Consider the following 15456-nt stretch of genomic DNA (forward strand, 5'->3'; position numbering starts at 1 on the left):
CGGCGCTGGAAACGGGTTGACAGCGCGCATCGGCCTCGCAAAAGAAAACGGGCCGCTTTCGCGGCCCGCTCCTGCTACCTGTGGCGAAGGCTTACGAACGCACCGGCAGCACGCGGACTTCCACGCGACGGTTCATCGCACGGCCCGACTCGGTGTCGTTGCTGGCGATCGGATAGCGCTTGCCCATGCCGACGATCTCGAAGCGCTCGCGCTGCAGGCCCTGGCCGATCAGGTAGTTGCCGACCGACGCGGCGCGCTGCTCGGACAGGCGCTGGTTGACGGCATCGGAGCCGACGCTGTCGGTGTGGCCGCTGACTTCCACGATGGTCTGGTTGTACTCGCGCAGCGTGGCGGCGACGTTGTTGAGGGCGGGATAGAACTGCGACTTCAGGTCGGCCTTGCCGAAGTCGAAGGTCACGCCGTCGGGCAGGTTGAGCTTGATGACGTCGCCGTCACGGCTGACATCGATGCCGGTGCCGGCGGTCTGACGGCGCAGTTCGGCTTCCTGGCGGTCCTGGTAGGCACCGATGGCGCCGCCGGTGAGGCCGCCCACGCCGGCACCCACCAGCGCACGCTGGCGGCGCTCGGTGGCGTCGCCGCCACTCAGCAGGCCGGCGACCGCGCCGATGCCGGCGCCGATCAGCGCGCCACGCTGGGTACGGTTGGGGTCGTTGGGATCGTTGGTCTGGCCGGTGTAGCTGGCGCAGCCGCCCAGCATCGTCACGGTGAGCGCCGCAAGGGCGCCGGTCTTCAGCATCGCATTCATGGGTTTCTCCTGGGTGGCTTGCGGTGGAGCGGAACGGGGGCAAGCCTAACCAGCGAAATGTTCACAACACGCGATTTGAGCCCTGTTCATTCAGGTGGCGGCGGGGATCAGGACAGCAGTGCACTGGCCGCCGGCGCATCCAGGGTCTGTTCCCAGCTGCCCATCAGCGACAGGTACAGCAGCTTCTCGAACTCGGGGCCGAAACGGCGGATCACCGCATCCGGATCGGGGATCAGCTTCGCGTCGGCGATCAGGCCGAAGTGCACGCGGCCGTTGTAGCTGAGGATGGACACGCCGATGCCGATCGACCCCGTCTGCGGCACCCAGAACATCATGTCCCGGAGGCGCGAGCCGCCCATGTAGAGCGGTTGCTGGGGACCGGGGACGTTGGTCGCCACGGCGGTCGCCTTGCGCGAGAACAGCTCAAGCGCGACGCCCTGGATCGCGGACGGCGCCATGCCAAGCGCGGCAAGAAGTCCAAACGCAACAACGGCTTGGCGTGAATTCTTCAGGTCGCGCATGCACTCTGCGACACGCTCGAGACGGCGGACCGGATTGTCCTCGCCGACCGGCAGGTCGAGGAACACGAGCCCGAAATGGTTGCCGAGCTTGCGGGCGTGTTCGAGCGGACGCAGGTTGACCGGCACCGTGGCGCGCAGCGTCACGCCATCGAGTTGTTCGCCACGTTCCAGCATGTAGCTGCGCAGCGCGCCCGCCGCGGCGGCCATCAGCACGTCGTTGACCGTGCAGTCGCAGGCGCGCCCCACCGCCTTCACCTCTTCCAGATCCAGCGGCTCGGCCCAGGCGACGCGCTTGCTGACACCCAGCTTGCCGCGCAGCAGCGTCGGCGGGTCGTCCGACAGCGACAGCGCATGCAGCAGTTCGCGGCCGATCTCGCCACCCTCCTTCGCCAGCATCGTCGCCAGCGTGGGGTCCTGCATCATCTCCATGCCCTTGCCGAGGACCTTGCCGCCGATCTGCACATAGCGGTCGATGGCGCCGACGCGGCGGACGACCTCCGCGCCATCCTTCTTCAGCCAGGCCGAGCGCAGGTCCTTGCCCGCGTCCGGTTTCCGGCTGGTGTCGGTCAGCGACAGCAGCACCTGCACCAGCGCGATGCCGTCCGCGTAGCTGTGGTGGATGCGCGCGACCAGCGCCGAGCCGGTGCCATAGCATTCGATCAGGTGGAACTGCCAGAGCGGCTTGGTCTTGTCGAGCGGCGTGGACGCCATCTGGCTGGTGAAGCGTTCCAGCGCCTTCTTCTCGGATTTCGGGTCGTGCCGGCCCGGCAGCGCGGACAGGCGCACGTGCCAGTCGAGGTCGAAGTCCGGATCGGTGACCCACGAGGCGCCCGCGGGCGTGTCGACCGCCTTCTGCAGGAAGCGCGGATAGGCGAGGAAGCGCTTCCTGATCACCTGCTTGAGCGTGTCGAGCGTCATCGGCTCGTCGAACATCAGCACGCCGGTGATCATCATCGGGTTGGTCGGACGGCACATCCGCAACCAGGCGGTATCCACCCGCGACATCGGCTCGCGACGCGGTTTCGCCGACGCTTTCTTCGTGGCCATGCTTGCCCTCCTCTCCCACGCCGAGTGAAGCACGCGGCGCGGAAAGGCGTCAACGCGGCTCAGTCGCCGGTCTTGCGATATGCGGCCAGCGCGCCGTCGCGTCCGGCGGCCAGGTCAGCGATGGGATGGCGTGGATACTCGGGCGCGACCTTCGCCAGCACGTCGGGCTTCTGCCATGGCGCGAAGCGCAGCGGCACCGGGATGTCGGCCAGCTCCGGCACCCAGCGGGCGATGTACGTGCCTTTGGGGTCGAACTTCTCCGCCTGCGTCACCGGATTGAACACACGGAAGTACGGCGCGGCGTCGGCACCCGTGCCGGCGACCCACTGCCAGCCCAGCGTGTTGTTGGCCAGGTCGGCATCCACCAGCGTGTCCCAGAACCAGCGCGCCCCGTGCAGCCAGTGGTAGCGCAGGTGCTTGGTCAGGTAGCTGGCGACGATCATGCGCACACGGTTGTGCATGTAGCCGGTGGTCCACAGTTCGCGCAGGCCGGCATCGATGATCGGCACGCCGGTGCGCCCGCGCTGCCAGGCCTCCAGCGCCACCGGGTCGACCTTCGCCCAGTCGAAGTGCTCGAAGCGTGGATTGAGGTTCTGCGTGGTGGTCTGCGGGAAATGGTGTAGCAGGTGGTAGGCGAACTCGCGCCAGCCCAGCTCGCGGATATAGCCGTCCATGTCGGCGCTGTTGGCGGCGGTGCGGGCGCGCTCGAGTTCCGCGGCGATACGCCAGGGCGCGATCTCGCCGAAATGCAGGTGGGGCGAGACCCGGGAGGTACCGACGCGATCAGGACGGTCGCGGTCGGTGCGGTACCCATTGAGTGCGCCATCGACGAAGACCTCCAGCGCCTCGCGCGCGCCGGCTTCGCCCGGCGTCCAGGCATCCCAGAAGCCGGCATCCCACCCGAGGTCTGGCAACAAGCGCCAGTCGTCCAACCGATCGCTCTGCAGCGCGGCATCGATGGACGGCAACCGGTCGGGCGCCTCCCACGGCGACGGTGCGCGCCATTGCGCCAGGGCGGAGCGCCAGAACGGCGTGAACACCTTGTAAGGATTGCCCTGCTGGGTGGCGAGATCCCAAGGCTCGAACAGCAGGCTGCCGTTGAAGCTCTCGACCTGCAGTCCGCGTTCGCGCAGGGCTTTCTTCAGCGCGGCATCGCGCGGCTGGGTGGCGGGCTCGTACTTGCGGTTCCAGAACACCGCCTCAGCGCCGGTCTGCTCGATCAACGCATCCAGTGCAGCGGCGCTTCCCCCCCGGCGCAGCAGCAGGCGCGATCCGCGCGCCTGCAGTCTGGCATCGAGCGTCGCCAGCGACTTGTGCAGCCAAGCCCTCGATGCCCCACCCGGCGGCCACTCGCCCTCCTCTTCCGGTGCGAACACGTACACCGGGATGGGCGTGAAGCCGCCATCGAGCGCGGCGCGCAACGCAGGGTTGTCGTCCAGCCGGAGATCGTGGCGGAACCAGACGAGCGCGTTGGGCATGCAGGAAAGCTCTTGGCGGGACCGGACCGCTTACGTGGCGGATCTCGGGATGGATGCACCGCCGACATACTCGCGCGGGATGCGTGCATTGAGTCCGGTCAGGATCTCGTAGGGGATCGTCCCGGCCGTCGAAGCCACCGCCTCGCAGGTGATCGCGTCGTCGCCCTGGCGACCGATCAGCACGACCTCGTCCTCGTTGTACGCCGTACCTGCCGGGCCGAGATCGACCATGAACTGGTCCATGCAGACCCGGCCGACGATGGGGTGGCGCTCGCCCCGCACCAGTACCTCGCCGCGCGACGACAGCGAGCGGGGATAACCGTCGCCGTAGCCGATGGGCACCGTGATCACCCGGGTGTCTTCGCTCGCGGTCCAGGTGGCGCCGTAGCTGACGGTGCGGCCCGCCTTCACCACCTTGAAGTAGACCACCTTGGACACCAGCGACAGCGCCGGCTTCAACGCCACCGTCGGACGCGAGGCGGGATCGGGCATCACGCCGTACAGCGCGATGCCCGGACGCACCATATCCAGACAGACCTCAGGGAAATGCAGCACACCGCCCGAGTTGGCCAGATGGCGGACCGGCATCGGCGCGCCGATGCGGTCGAAGTAGCTACAGGCGTGCAGGAAGCGCTGCAACTGCTCGTGCGTCATCGGCGATGCCGGATCGTCCGAGCACGCCAGGTGCGAGTAGATGCCCTTCACGGCGCACCAGCGCGACGACACCGCGGCGTCGATGAAGGCGCCCGCGTTCTCGCTGTGCACGCCGATGCGCTCCATGCCGGTATCGACCTTCAGGTGGATCACCGCCTTGCGACCAAGCGATTCGGCTGCCTGCTCGACCTGCCGCAGCTTGGCGATCGACGACACGGTCACCTCCAGATCGCAGGCCAGGAACTGGCTGACCTGCGGCGCGTGGATACCGCCCATGACGAGGACGGGCACAGTGACTCCCGCGCGCCGCAGTGCGAGCCCCTCCTCCACCAGTGCCACGCCGAGCTGGCCGATGCCCTGCGCCTGCAAATACAGGGCCACCGGCACCAGGCCGTGCCCGTAGGCATTCGCCTTGACGATGCCCATCACCGGCGCGCCGGCATGCGCCTGCAGGGCACGGAAGTTGTGGCCGATCGCGTCCAGATCCACGCGGATGCGCGTGGGCCGGTCGTTGGCTTCGGGGCGGAACGAGTCCGCCGGATCCGTCATGTCGGGAAGGTTGGCACCTGGCATGCCGCGATTGTAGCGGTGCCGTGGCGGAGGCCGCAGGGGCCGTTACTCGAACGCGCCGATGTTGTCGTGACTTAAGTTGTCGAAGCGGGTGTATTCGCCGAAGAACCGCAGCTTGCACGAGCCGGTGGGGCCGGAACGCTGCTTGCCGATGATGATCTCGGCCAGGCCTTTGTCCGGCGAGGTTTCCTTGTTGTAGTAATCGTCTCGGTAGATGAAGACGATCATGTCGGCGTCCTGCTCGATGGCGCCCGATTCGCGCAGGTCGGCCATCACCGGGCGCTTGTCGGTGCGCGTTTCCAGCGAGCGGTTGAGCTGCGACAGCGCGATGACGGGGACGTTGAGCTCCTTCGCCAGGCCCTTCAGCGAGCGCGAGATCTCCGAGATCTCGGTGGCGCGGTTCTCGCTGTTGCCCGGCACCGACATCAGCTGCAGGTAGTCGATGACGATCAGGCCCAGGTCGTGCTCGCGCTTCAACCGGCGCGCCTTGGAGCGCAGCACGTCGGGCGACAGGCCGGGCGTATCGTCGATGAAGACCTTGGCCTGGTCCTTGAGGATGCGGATGGCGCTGGTCACGCGGCTCCAGTCCTCGTCTTCCAGCGCGCCGGTGCGCAGGCGGGTGGCGTTGATGCGACCGACCGACGAGATCAGGCGCATCGCCAGCTGGCCGGCGGACATTTCCATCGAGAAGACCGCGACGGCCTTCTTCGATTTGATCGCCGCGTACTCGGCGATGTTCAGCGCGAACGTGGTCTTGCCCATCGCCGGGCGCGCGGCCAGGATCACCAGGTCGGTCGGCTGCAGGCCGGCGGTCATCTGGTCGAACTCGGTGTAGCCCGTCGGCAGGCCGGTCACCGTGCCGCCGCTCTCCGAGCGCACGCGCAGGACCTCGAAGGCGTCCTTCAGCGCGTCGTTCATCGCCACGAAGTCGGTACGTCCGCGCGCGCCCTGCTCGGCGATGGCGAACACCTTCTGCTCGGCCACGGCCAGCATCTCGTCGCTTTCCTTGCCATCCGGCTGGAACGCGTCGTTGACGATCTCGGTGCCCACCTCGATCAGCTGGCGCATCACCGCCTTGTCGCGGACGATCTCGGCATAGGCGGTGATGTTGGCGGCCGACGGCGTGGTGCTGGCCAATTCGACGAGGTAGGCGCCGCCGGCGATCAGCTCCATCTGGCCCTGCGATTCGAACCACTCGCCCAGCGTCACCGCATCGAACGGACGATTGCGCTCGGCCAGCTCGCCGATGGCGCGGTAGATCAGCTGGTGGTCGCGCCGGTAGAAATCGTTCGGCGTCAGCTTGTCGTTGATGCGGTCGTAGGCCTCCGGCGCCAGCATCAGTCCGCCCAGCACCGCCTGTTCCGCCTCGATGGAACTCGGCGGTACGCGCAGCTGTTCGATGCGCGCGTCATGGGGATCGGAACGGAAGCTCGTGCGTGCTGACATGTGCGGGGCAAACTCCTGCGGCGCATGCGTGGCGAACGCCAGCACGGCCGGACATGGTAGGCAGTCCATGCCCAGGGGTGTTGCAGATAAGTGTGTGGATAACCGGTGGGAATCTCACCGCGTGAGACACCGTTCGGCCCCTGAAAACAGGACGGGCGCCTTGCGGCGCCCGTCTGTCGGCATCACGGATGATGCGCGGGGTGGATCAGGCTTCGGCCTGCACCACGACCTTGACGGTCGTCTGCACGTCGGCGTGCAGCTTCACGACGATGTCGTACTCGCCGATGTTGCGCAGCGCGCCTTCGCCCATGATGACCTCGCTCTTCTCGAGCGGCAGGCCGGCGGCGGTGAAGGCGTCAGCGATGTCGCGCGGGCCGACCGAGCCGAACAGCTTGCCTTCGGTCGCGGCATTGGCCGTGATCGTGACGCTGGCGCCTTCCAGCTTGGCGGCGCGGGCTTCGGCGTCGTCATGAACGGCCTTGGCCTTCGCTTCGTACTCGGCGCGCTTGGCTTCGAACTCGGCGACGTTGGCGGCGGTGGCCGGCACGGCCTTGCCCTGCGGCACCAGGAAGTTGCGGCCGTAGCCCGGCTTCACGTTGACCTTGTCGCCCAGGACGCCCAGGTTGGTCACTTTCTGCAGAAGAATCAGTTCCATCGTGTATCTCCAATTCGTTAGCGGCCGCCGTGCGACCGCAACTGGTTGCTGTCCGAATGGACGGGATTTTGAAGCCAGGAGTGAGCGGAGAGGAGTGAGAAGTGAGGGAAAGCCACTCACTTCTCACTTCTTGCGGCGCGAGCCGCCACTCACTTCTCCGCTCAGACGTCGTGGTTGTCCGTGTACGGGATCAGCGCCAGGAAACGGGCGCGCTTGACCGCGGTGGACAGCTGACGCTGGTAACGGGACTTGGTGCCGGTGACGCGGCTCGGCACGATCTTGCCGTTCTCGGTCAGGTACTGGCGCAGGGTGTTGAGATCCTTGTAGTCGATCTCTTTCACGCCTTCGGCGGTGAACTTGCAGAACTTGCGGCGACGGAAGAACTTGGACATGGGGGTGCTCCTCAGGCGGCTTCGGCGGTGTCGGAATCGGTCGAGGCGGCTTCGTTGCCGGCCTCGTCGTCGTCACGGCGGCGACGCTCGCCACGCTCGGGCTTGTCGCCCTTCTCGTCCTTGTTCTTCATGATCAGGGACTGCTCGGTGTCCGGGCCATCGCGCTTGATGACCAGGTTGCGCAGCACCGCATCGTTGAAGCGGAAGCTTTCCACCAGCTCGTTCAGCACCGCCTGGTCGGCCTCGATGTTGAGCAGGACGTAGTGGGCCTTCACCAGGTTCTGGATCGGGTAGGCCAGCTGACGGCGGCCCCAGTCTTCCAGACGGTGGATGGTGCCGTTGCCGCCTTCGATCAGCGCCTTGTAGCGCTCGATCATGGCCGGCACCTGCTCGCTCTGGTCCGGGTGGACCAGGAATACGACTTCATAGTGACGCATCGTTTTTACCTTTCGGATGTGGGTCCGGCCACGAAAAAGGCCGGACTGGACAGCCCCCCGATGACCGGATCGGACACGGTGGGGCGAGGAACCGGGGGCCTGACGGGCCTCCGGGAGCAGGAAAGTATGACAGGTCAACCACTTAGGGGCAACCTGCCCCTGCGGACGCGTCAGGCGGCGTCGGCCGTGGTGGTGAAGCTCTCGCCGCAGCCGCATTCGGCCGCGGCATTGGGGTTCCGGAAGATGAAGGTCTCGGACAGGCCCTGCTTGGCGAAATCGATCTCGGTGCCGTCGACCAGCGGCAGGCTGGTGGCGTCCACGTAGATCTTCACGCCGGCGAACTCGAACACGGTATCGCCCTCGCGCTCGTCGCGGGCCAGGTCGGCCACGTGGCCCCAGCCGGAGCAGCCGGTGCGGGTCACACCGAAGCGCAGGCCCAGCGCGGCCGGGGTCTGCTCGACGAAGCGCTGCACGCGCTCGAGTGCGACCGGGGTCAGGGTGATGGCCATGCGTGTCTCCTGTGCGACGCTGACGATTATAGCCTTCGGCATGCCGAGGCCTGCGCGGCTCTTGTAAACTCCGCGTTCCATTAATAAGTCTGTTATCGAAGGATTCAAGCCATGACGGTGGTGAGCGTCGAACATGCGCTGGCGGGCAAGCTCCCGGCCGGCGGCGAAGTCACGGTGCGCGGCTGGGTGCGCACGCGGCGCGATTCCAAGGCGGGCCTGTCCTTCGTCAACGTCAGCGACGGCTCGTGCTTCGCGCCAATCCAGGTGGTGGCGCCCGACTCGCTGGGCAACTACGAATCCGAGATCAAGCACCTGACCACCGGCTGCGCGGTCGTCGCCACCGGCACGCTGGTCGCGTCGCAGGGCCAGGGCCAGAGCTTCGAGATCCAGGCCTCGTCCGTCGAGGTCGTGGGCTGGGTGGAAGATCCCCTCACCTACCCCATGCAGCCCAAGCAGCATTCGCTGGAGTACCTGCGCGAATTCGCCCACCTGCGCCCGCGCACCAACCTGTTCGGCGCGGTCACCCGCATCCGCAACTCGCTGGCACAGGCGGTACACCGGTTCTTCCACGAGAACGGCTACTTCTGGATCAGCACGCCGATCATCACCACGTCCGATGCCGAAGGCGCCGGCCAGATGTTCCGCGTGTCCACGCTGGACCTGGTCAACCTGCCGCGCGACAAGGAAGGCGCGGTGGATTTCTCGCGCGACTTCTTCGGCAAGGAAACCTTCCTGACCGTGTCGGGCCAGCTCAATGCCGAGGCCTATGCGCTGGCCATGAGCAAGGTCTATACGTTCGGCCCGACGTTCCGCGCCGAGAACAGCAACACCACGCGCCACCTGGCCGAGTTCTGGATGATCGAGCCCGAGGTCGCCTTCAACGACCTGGCCGCGAACGCACAGCTGGCCGAGGACTTCCTGAAATACCTGTTCCGTGCGGTGCTGAGCGAGCGCGCCGACGACCTGGCGTTCATTGCCGAGCGCGTCGAACCGACCGCGCTGACCCGCCTGGAAGCCTTCGTCAACTCGCCGTTCGAGCGCATCGACTACACCGATGCGATCTCGCTGCTGCAGAAGTCGGGGCAGAAATTCGAGTTCCCGGTCGAATGGGGCCTGGACCTGCAGACCGAGCACGAGCGCTGGCTGACCGAGCAGCACGTCGGCCGCCCGGTGGTGGTGACCAACTATCCCGAGCACTTCAAGGCCTTCTACATGCGCCTGAACGACGATGGGAAGACCGTCGCCGCGATGGACGTGCTGGCGCCCGGCATCGGCGAGATCATCGGCGGCAGCCAGCGCGAAGAGCGCCTGGATGTGCTGGATGCGCGCATGGCCCAGTTCGGTCTGGATCCGGCGCATTACGGCTGGTACCGCGACTTCCGCCGCTACGGCTCGGTGCCGCACGCCGGCTTCGGCCTCGGTTTCGAGCGGCTGGTGGTGTACGTCTGCGGCCTGAGCAATATCCGCGACGCCATCGCCTACCCGCGCGCGCCTGGCAACGCGGAGTTCTGAACAACCTCGTCATTCCGGCGTACGCCGGAATCCATTTCCGCTTGCCGCCAAGAGTCTACATGGCACAAGCAACATGGATCCCAGCCTTCGCTGGGATGACGGAAATCCTCTCGGGAGTGACCTTCGGTGATCCTCTTTTTCGCCCTCTGCTTCGTCGGTGTCGCCATCGCCGGCTTCTGCGCCTTCGTCATCTTCTGGCCGCTGACGCTGGTGCACATCCGCGACCGCCATGGCGCACTCGGCGCGCAATGGGGCGAAGGCGCCTTCCTCAAGCCGGTGGCACTGCGCTGGCTGCTGTCTGGCGACTACCGGCAGATCACCGACACCTCGCTGTCCGGCCTGGCGACGCCGGCGCGGATCTCGCTGTGCGTCATCATGTTCGGGCTGACGATGGCCGGCCTGCTGGCGCTGTGGGCGGAGGCCTTCGCATGAATCCGTTCCTCCGTGAAGGCTGGTACCTCGCCTCGCTCGGCCGCACGCTGATCTGGGCACGCCTGCGCCTGCTGGAGGCCGGCACCGCCGAGGTGCTGGACAGCGACGGCAATACGCTGGCCTACGACAGCGAGGACAGTGCCCGTGCGGCGCTGTTCGACGCGGAGTTCGTCGCCTTCGACGGTCTGGACGAAGACGATGCGCTGGCGCGCGGTTTTTCGCTCGCGGGCGTACAGCCCCCGCAGGGCGACGACGATGCCGCGCTGGTGCCACAGATGGTGCAGTCGCTCGGCGCCCGCGCCTGATACGTCCATGTACACGCCGCGCGCGTTCGTCGACACCGATCTGGCCGAACTCGACCGGCTGATCGCGCGCGACGCGTTCGTCACCCTGGTCACCGTCGCCGACGGCGTGCCCGTGGTCAGCCACCTGCCCGTGCTCTATGCACGCGACGGCGACCGGATCGTCATCGAAGGCCATTGGGCGAAGCCGAATCCACAGGCGCGCCATACGGGCCCTGCCCTGCTGATCGTGCACGGCCCGCATGCCTACGTGTCCCCGGGCTGGTACGCGGACAAGGAAGAAGCCGCGCGCGTGCCGACCTGGAACTATGCGGTCGCGCACCTGCATGGGGTGCTCGACACCACGGAAGACACCACGGCGTTGGCTTCGATCGTGGATCGCCTCAGCCAGGTCAACGAGGCCCATGTGGGCAACGACTGGCGCTTCGGGCACGACCGCGAAGACCACGTCCGCCAGCTGCGCGGGATCGTCGGTTTCCGCTTCGACGTCGAACGCGTCGAGCTGAAGTTCAAGCTCAGCCAGAACCATCCGGTCGCCAACGTCGAGAGGGCGGCGGCCGCGCTGCAGCGACTGGGCGGCGAAGACAACACCTTGGTATCCGAGCTGATGCTTGAGCGCCTGACCCGTCGGAAGCAGGATGTGGGAGCGACGTAAGTCGCGAAGCGGGATCTCTGTCCCGCACATCGGCGCGGCAAAAAAGCATCGCGACTTACGTCGCTCCCACGCCCGACATCATGCAGGGCTACACTCGACGCACAAGACCTTCTGGAAACGATGCATGGACCTCAATCTCGCCGGCCGGCACGCGCTGGTCTGTGGCGCCTCCGAGGGCATCGGCCGCGCGGCGGCCCATGAGCTGGCCCTGCTGGGCGCGGACGTGACGGTGCTGGCCCGACGCCCCGAGGCGCTGGCCGAGGTGGCTGCTGCACTGCCTCGCGTCGCGAGCCAGCAGCACGCAACCATCGCCCTCGATGTGGCCGATGCCGTGGCTCTGCGGGAGACCGTCGGTCGCCTCGTGGCGACGCGGCCGGTGCATATCCTCGTCAACAACACCGGCGGACCGCCCGGCGGTCGCGCCCTCGATGCTGGCGCCGACGACTACCTGGCAGCATTCCAGCGCCATCTCCTGGCCAACCAGGCGCTTGCGCAGCTCACCGTCCCCGGCATGCGTACCGCCGGCTGGGGACGCATCGTCAACATCGTGTCGACGTCGGTGAAGGAGCCCATTCCCAACCTCGGCGTCTCCAACACCATCCGGGGCGCGGTGGCGAGCTGGGCCAAGACGCTGTCCAGGGAACTGGGTGCCGACGGCATTACCGTGAACAACGTGTTGCCCGGCTACACGCGCACGCAGCGACTGGAACAGATCCTTCACGACCGCATACAGGCGACGGGCAAGGACGAAGCCACCGTCAGCGCCACGATGCTCGCCACGGTCCCGGCCGGCCGCTTCGCGGAAGCGCACGAGATCGCCGCCGCTATCGCCTTCCTCGCCTCCCCCGCCGCCGGCTACATCAGCGGCGTCAGCCTGGCGGTCGACGGCGGCCGCATGCAATCCATCTGACCCGGCGGGACGGGGGGCTTGCCAGCCGGGTTAAGCTAATGGGCATGGACCGCTTCGGCCACTTCATCGACGGCGAACCGCGCCCCGGCAGCGCCTGGCGTCCCGTGTACGAACCGGCGTCGGGCGAGGTCTACGCCGAGGTCGCCGATGGCAGCGAACACGATGCGCTGCTGGCCGTGCAGGCGGCCGAAGCGGCATTCCCCGCCTGGTCGGGACTGACGACGAGCGAACGATCGCGCTGGCTGGAACGCCTGGCCGATGCGCTCGAGCAACGGCGCGAGGTGTTCGCCGCCACCGAATCACGCGACACCGGCAAGCCGCTCGCGCTGGCGCGCGATATCGAGATCCCCCGCGCCATCGCCAACCTGCGCTTCTTCGCACACGCCGCTACCCAGTTCGCCAGCGAATCGCACCACGGCGAGGCCGGACTGAACTACACGCTTCGACAACCGCTGGGTGTGGTCGCGGCGATCTCGCCGTGGAACCTGCCGCTTTACCTGTTCACCTGGAAAATCGCGCCCGCCTTGGCGGCCGGCAACACGGTCGTGGGCAAGCCGTCTGAAATCACCCCGGCTACCGCCACGATGCTCGGTGAACTGGCTGCCGAGATCGGTCTGCCACGCGGCGTGCTGAACATCGTGCACGGCACCGGACCGGCAGTCGGCGAGCCGCTGGTGCTGCATCCTGCCGTCAAGGCGGTGTCGTTCACAGGCAGCACCTCGGTGGGCCGCCGCATCGCCGGACAGGCCGCGCCGCACCTCAAGAAAGTGTCGCTGGAACTGGGCGGCAAGAATGCGACGCTCGTGTTCGCCAACAGCGACTGGCGCTCGCACCTGGACACCCTGCTCCGCTCGGCCTTCCAGAATGCGGGTCAGATCTGCCTGTGCGGTTCGCGCCTGCTGGTGCAGCAGGCGATCTACGACGAATTCCGTACGGCCCTGCTGGAACGCGTTCACGATCTGAAAGCCGGCCCGCTCGACGATCCCGGCACGCGTCTCGGTGCGCTGGTGTCGCAGGCGCACTTCGACAAGGTGCTGGCGTGCATCGCGCGTGCGCGCTTCGAAGGCGGGCGTGTCCTCGCCGGTGGCCACGCGCTTGAACGGCCGGGCTGGTACATCGCGCCGACCGTGATCGAGGGCCTGGGACCGGAAGCCACCACCAACCGGGAAGAGATCTTCGGGCCGGCGGTGACCTTGCAGCCCTTCACCGACGAGGCGCATGCGCTTGCACTCGCCAATGCCGGCGACTACGGCCTGGCGGCGACGGTGTGGACGCGCGACCTGGACCGCGCCCATCGCCTGGCCGCGCAATTGCGCGCCGGCATCGTCTGGATCAATACCTGGATGACGCGCGACCTGCGCACGCCGTTCGGCGGCACGGGCGCGTCTGGCCTGGGCCGCGAAGGCGGGCTGGAGGCCATGCGTTTCTTCACCGAACCCAAGAACGTCTGCGTGGCGTTGCGCTGAGGACGAATACACACGATGTCTGATCAATCCGAACTCGAGAAGCTGCTGCAGAACAACCGCGACTGGGCCGCCCGCATAAAGCAGGAGGATCCCGGCTTCTTCAAGCGGCTGTCGCAGCAGCAGTCGCCACGCTACCTGTGGATCGGCTGCTCCGATTCGCGCGTGCCGGCGAACCAGATCCTGGGCCTGGACCCGGGCGAAGTGTTCGTCCACCGCAACATCGCCAATGTCATGTCGCACGGCGACCTCAACGCCCTGTCGGTGATCCAGTTCGCCGTGGACATCCTCAAGGTCGAACACATCCTGCTGGTCGGCCACTACGGCTGCGGCGGCGTGCATGCGGCCATGACCGGCCTGCGTGTGGGCCTGGCCGACAACTGGCTGCGTCATGTCGCCGACGTGGCACTGAAGCACCAGACACTGCTGGACCAGGTGGACACCGAGTCGCTGCGCCACGCGCGCCTGTGCGAACTCAACGTCATCGAGCAGGTGTTCAATGTCTGCCAGACCACGGTCGTGCAGGACGCATGGGCGCGCGGTCAGCCGCTGGCGATCCACGGCTGGGTATACAGCCTGTTCGACGGCCGCGTGCGCGAGCTGGGCATGGACGTGGCGGCGCAGGACGAACTGCAGCCCTCCTACCAACGCGCCCTCGCCGGCGTGCCGCCGAAGGGCAAGCGCGATGAGTGAGGCCGTGCAGGCCGGTGGCGCGCCGAAGCCCGTGGGGCACTACCCGCATGCGCGGCGCGTGGGCGACCTGCTGTTCCTGTCCGGCATCGGTCCGCGCGATCCGGTCAGCAATGCCATCGTGGGCAACGTGCACGATGCCGATGGCCGATTGATCAGCTACGACATCGATGCGCAATGCCGTGCCGTCTTCGCCAATGTCCGTGCGGTGCTGCAGGCCAGTGGCGCTCACTGGGAAGACCTGGTGGATGTGACGGTATACCTCACCGACATGGACCACGACTTCAAGACCTACAACCAGGTATGGGCGGAGTATTTCCCCGACGCAGCGACCGCTCCCTGCCGGACTACGCTGGGCATCGGCTCCCTGCCAACCCCGATCGCCATCGAACTGAAGTGCATCGCGCACCTCCCGGAGCGCCGCTGACATGTTGCCGAATCCGCTGAACTTCCAGGCCTGGATCGACGAACACCGCCACTTGCTGAAGCCGCCGGTCGGCAACAAGGTCATCTACGACGGCGACTTCATCGTCATGGTGGTGGGCGGCCCGAATGCGCGCACCGATTACCACTGGGACGAAGGCCCCGAGTGGTTCTACCAGTTGGAAGGCGAGATGGTCCTGCGCATCCAGGAAGACGGCGCCGTCCGCGACATCCCGATCCGGGCCGGCGAGATCTTCCTGCTGCCGCCGCGCGTACCCCATTCGCCGCAGCGCATGCCGGGCTCGGTCGGCCTGGTGATCGAGCGCAAGCGCCTCCCGCACGAGGACGATGGTCTGCTGTGGTTCTGCGAGCGCTGCAACCACAAGGTGTACGAGGAGTACTTCCACCTCAACGACATCGAGCAGGACTTCTTCCGCGTCTTCGAAGCCTTCTACCGCAACGACGACCTGCGCACCTGCAAGGCCTGCGGCCACCTGAACCCGCGCCCGAGCCGCTACGAAATGCAGGCGGACTCGCAGGCCGACATCACCTGAGCTTGCGCTTGCCCAATCTGGGCATTATCGTGCCCGATAT

General features: G+C 67.0%; 18 protein-coding genes. 9 read left to right on the forward strand and 9 right to left on the reverse strand.

The features are described 5' to 3' along the window. Positions 1-91 precede the first annotated feature (91 nt). From CSC78_RS08090 to CSC78_RS08130, 9 genes are all read right to left on the reverse strand, one after another. Positions 92-766, reverse strand: a complete 675-nt coding sequence (locus CSC78_RS08090; protein WP_162337400.1) for an OmpA family protein — start codon at positions 764-766, stop codon at positions 92-94. A gap of 107 nt (positions 767-873) precedes the next feature. Then, positions 874-2334, reverse strand: coding sequence for a WS/DGAT/MGAT family O-acyltransferase (locus tag CSC78_RS08095; protein WP_162337401.1), 1461 nt, complete (start codon positions 2332-2334; stop codon positions 874-876). A 59-nt stretch (positions 2335-2393) separates the two neighbouring features. Continuing rightward, positions 2394-3812 carry a cryptochrome/photolyase family protein gene (locus CSC78_RS08100; protein ID WP_162337402.1) on the reverse strand — a complete coding sequence of 473 codons (1419 nt, stop codon included), beginning with the start codon at positions 3810-3812 and terminating at the stop codon, positions 2394-2396. Between the two features lie 30 nt (positions 3813-3842). Beyond that, positions 3843-5039, reverse strand: coding sequence for an alanine racemase (gene alr, locus CSC78_RS08105; RefSeq protein ID WP_162337403.1), 1197 nt, complete (start codon positions 5037-5039; stop codon positions 3843-3845). Between the two features lie 42 nt (positions 5040-5081). Further along, positions 5082-6482, reverse strand: coding sequence for a replicative DNA helicase (locus tag CSC78_RS08110; RefSeq protein ID WP_162337404.1), 1401 nt, complete (start codon positions 6480-6482; stop codon positions 5082-5084). 205 nt (positions 6483-6687) lie between these two features. Continuing rightward, entirely contained in the window at positions 6688-7137 is a 450-nt protein-coding gene (gene rplI, locus CSC78_RS08115) for a 50S ribosomal protein L9 (RefSeq protein WP_055943002.1), read from the reverse strand. A 161-nt stretch (positions 7138-7298) separates the two neighbouring features. Continuing rightward, positions 7299-7529 carry a 30S ribosomal protein S18 gene (gene rpsR / locus CSC78_RS08120; RefSeq protein WP_055942998.1) on the reverse strand — a complete coding sequence of 77 codons (231 nt, stop codon included), beginning with the start codon at positions 7527-7529 and terminating at the stop codon, positions 7299-7301. An 11-nt stretch (positions 7530-7540) separates the two neighbouring features. Further along, complete coding sequence (gene rpsF, locus CSC78_RS08125) at positions 7541-7966, reverse strand: 30S ribosomal protein S6 (protein ID WP_162337405.1); 426 nt, start codon at positions 7964-7966, stop codon at positions 7541-7543. A 170-nt stretch (positions 7967-8136) separates the two neighbouring features. Beyond that, positions 8137-8475: a HesB/IscA family protein gene (locus tag CSC78_RS08130; RefSeq protein ID WP_162337406.1), complete on the reverse strand. Its 339-nt coding sequence runs from the start codon at positions 8473-8475 to the stop codon at positions 8137-8139. A gap of 111 nt (positions 8476-8586) precedes the next feature. Between CSC78_RS08130 and asnS the strand changes: the two genes are divergently transcribed. From asnS to CSC78_RS08175, 9 genes are all read left to right on the forward strand, one after another. Then, a complete protein-coding gene (gene asnS, locus CSC78_RS08135; protein ID WP_162337407.1) occupies positions 8587-9987 on the forward strand; it encodes an asparagine--tRNA ligase in 1401 nt (466 codons plus the stop codon). A gap of 126 nt (positions 9988-10113) precedes the next feature. Further along, complete coding sequence (locus CSC78_RS08140; RefSeq protein WP_162337408.1) at positions 10114-10419, forward strand: hypothetical protein; 306 nt, start codon at positions 10114-10116, stop codon at positions 10417-10419. Next, positions 10416-10724 (forward strand): hypothetical protein, encoded by a 309-nt coding sequence (locus CSC78_RS08145; RefSeq protein WP_162337409.1) that lies wholly within the window; start codon positions 10416-10418, stop codon positions 10722-10724. The genes CSC78_RS08140 and CSC78_RS08145 overlap by 4 nt, the downstream gene beginning before the upstream one ends. Positions 10725-10731: 7 nt before the next feature. Then, positions 10732-11376 (forward strand): FMN-binding negative transcriptional regulator, encoded by a 645-nt coding sequence (locus tag CSC78_RS08150; protein WP_162337410.1) that lies wholly within the window; start codon positions 10732-10734, stop codon positions 11374-11376. A 124-nt stretch (positions 11377-11500) separates the two neighbouring features. Then, positions 11501-12286: an SDR family oxidoreductase gene (locus CSC78_RS08155; protein ID WP_162337411.1), complete on the forward strand. Its 786-nt coding sequence runs from the start codon at positions 11501-11503 to the stop codon at positions 12284-12286. Between the two features lie 44 nt (positions 12287-12330). Further along, a complete protein-coding gene (locus CSC78_RS08160) occupies positions 12331-13752 on the forward strand; it encodes an aldehyde dehydrogenase (RefSeq protein ID WP_162337412.1) in 1422 nt (473 codons plus the stop codon). 15 nt (positions 13753-13767) lie between these two features. Then, positions 13768-14442: a carbonate dehydratase gene (gene can, locus CSC78_RS08165; RefSeq protein ID WP_162337413.1), complete on the forward strand. Its 675-nt coding sequence runs from the start codon at positions 13768-13770 to the stop codon at positions 14440-14442. Further along, entirely contained in the window at positions 14435-14866 is a 432-nt protein-coding gene (locus CSC78_RS08170; protein WP_162337414.1) for a RidA family protein, read from the forward strand. Before can ends, CSC78_RS08170 begins: the two co-directional genes overlap by 8 nt. A 1-nt stretch (position 14867) precedes the next feature. Further along, a complete protein-coding gene (locus tag CSC78_RS08175; protein ID WP_162337415.1) occupies positions 14868-15416 on the forward strand; it encodes a 3-hydroxyanthranilate 3,4-dioxygenase in 549 nt (182 codons plus the stop codon). Positions 15417-15456 lie beyond the last annotated feature (40 nt).

Source organism: Pseudoxanthomonas japonensis, from assembly GCF_010093445.1.
Classification (GTDB): domain Bacteria; phylum Pseudomonadota; class Gammaproteobacteria; order Xanthomonadales; family Xanthomonadaceae; genus Pseudoxanthomonas_A; species Pseudoxanthomonas_A japonensis.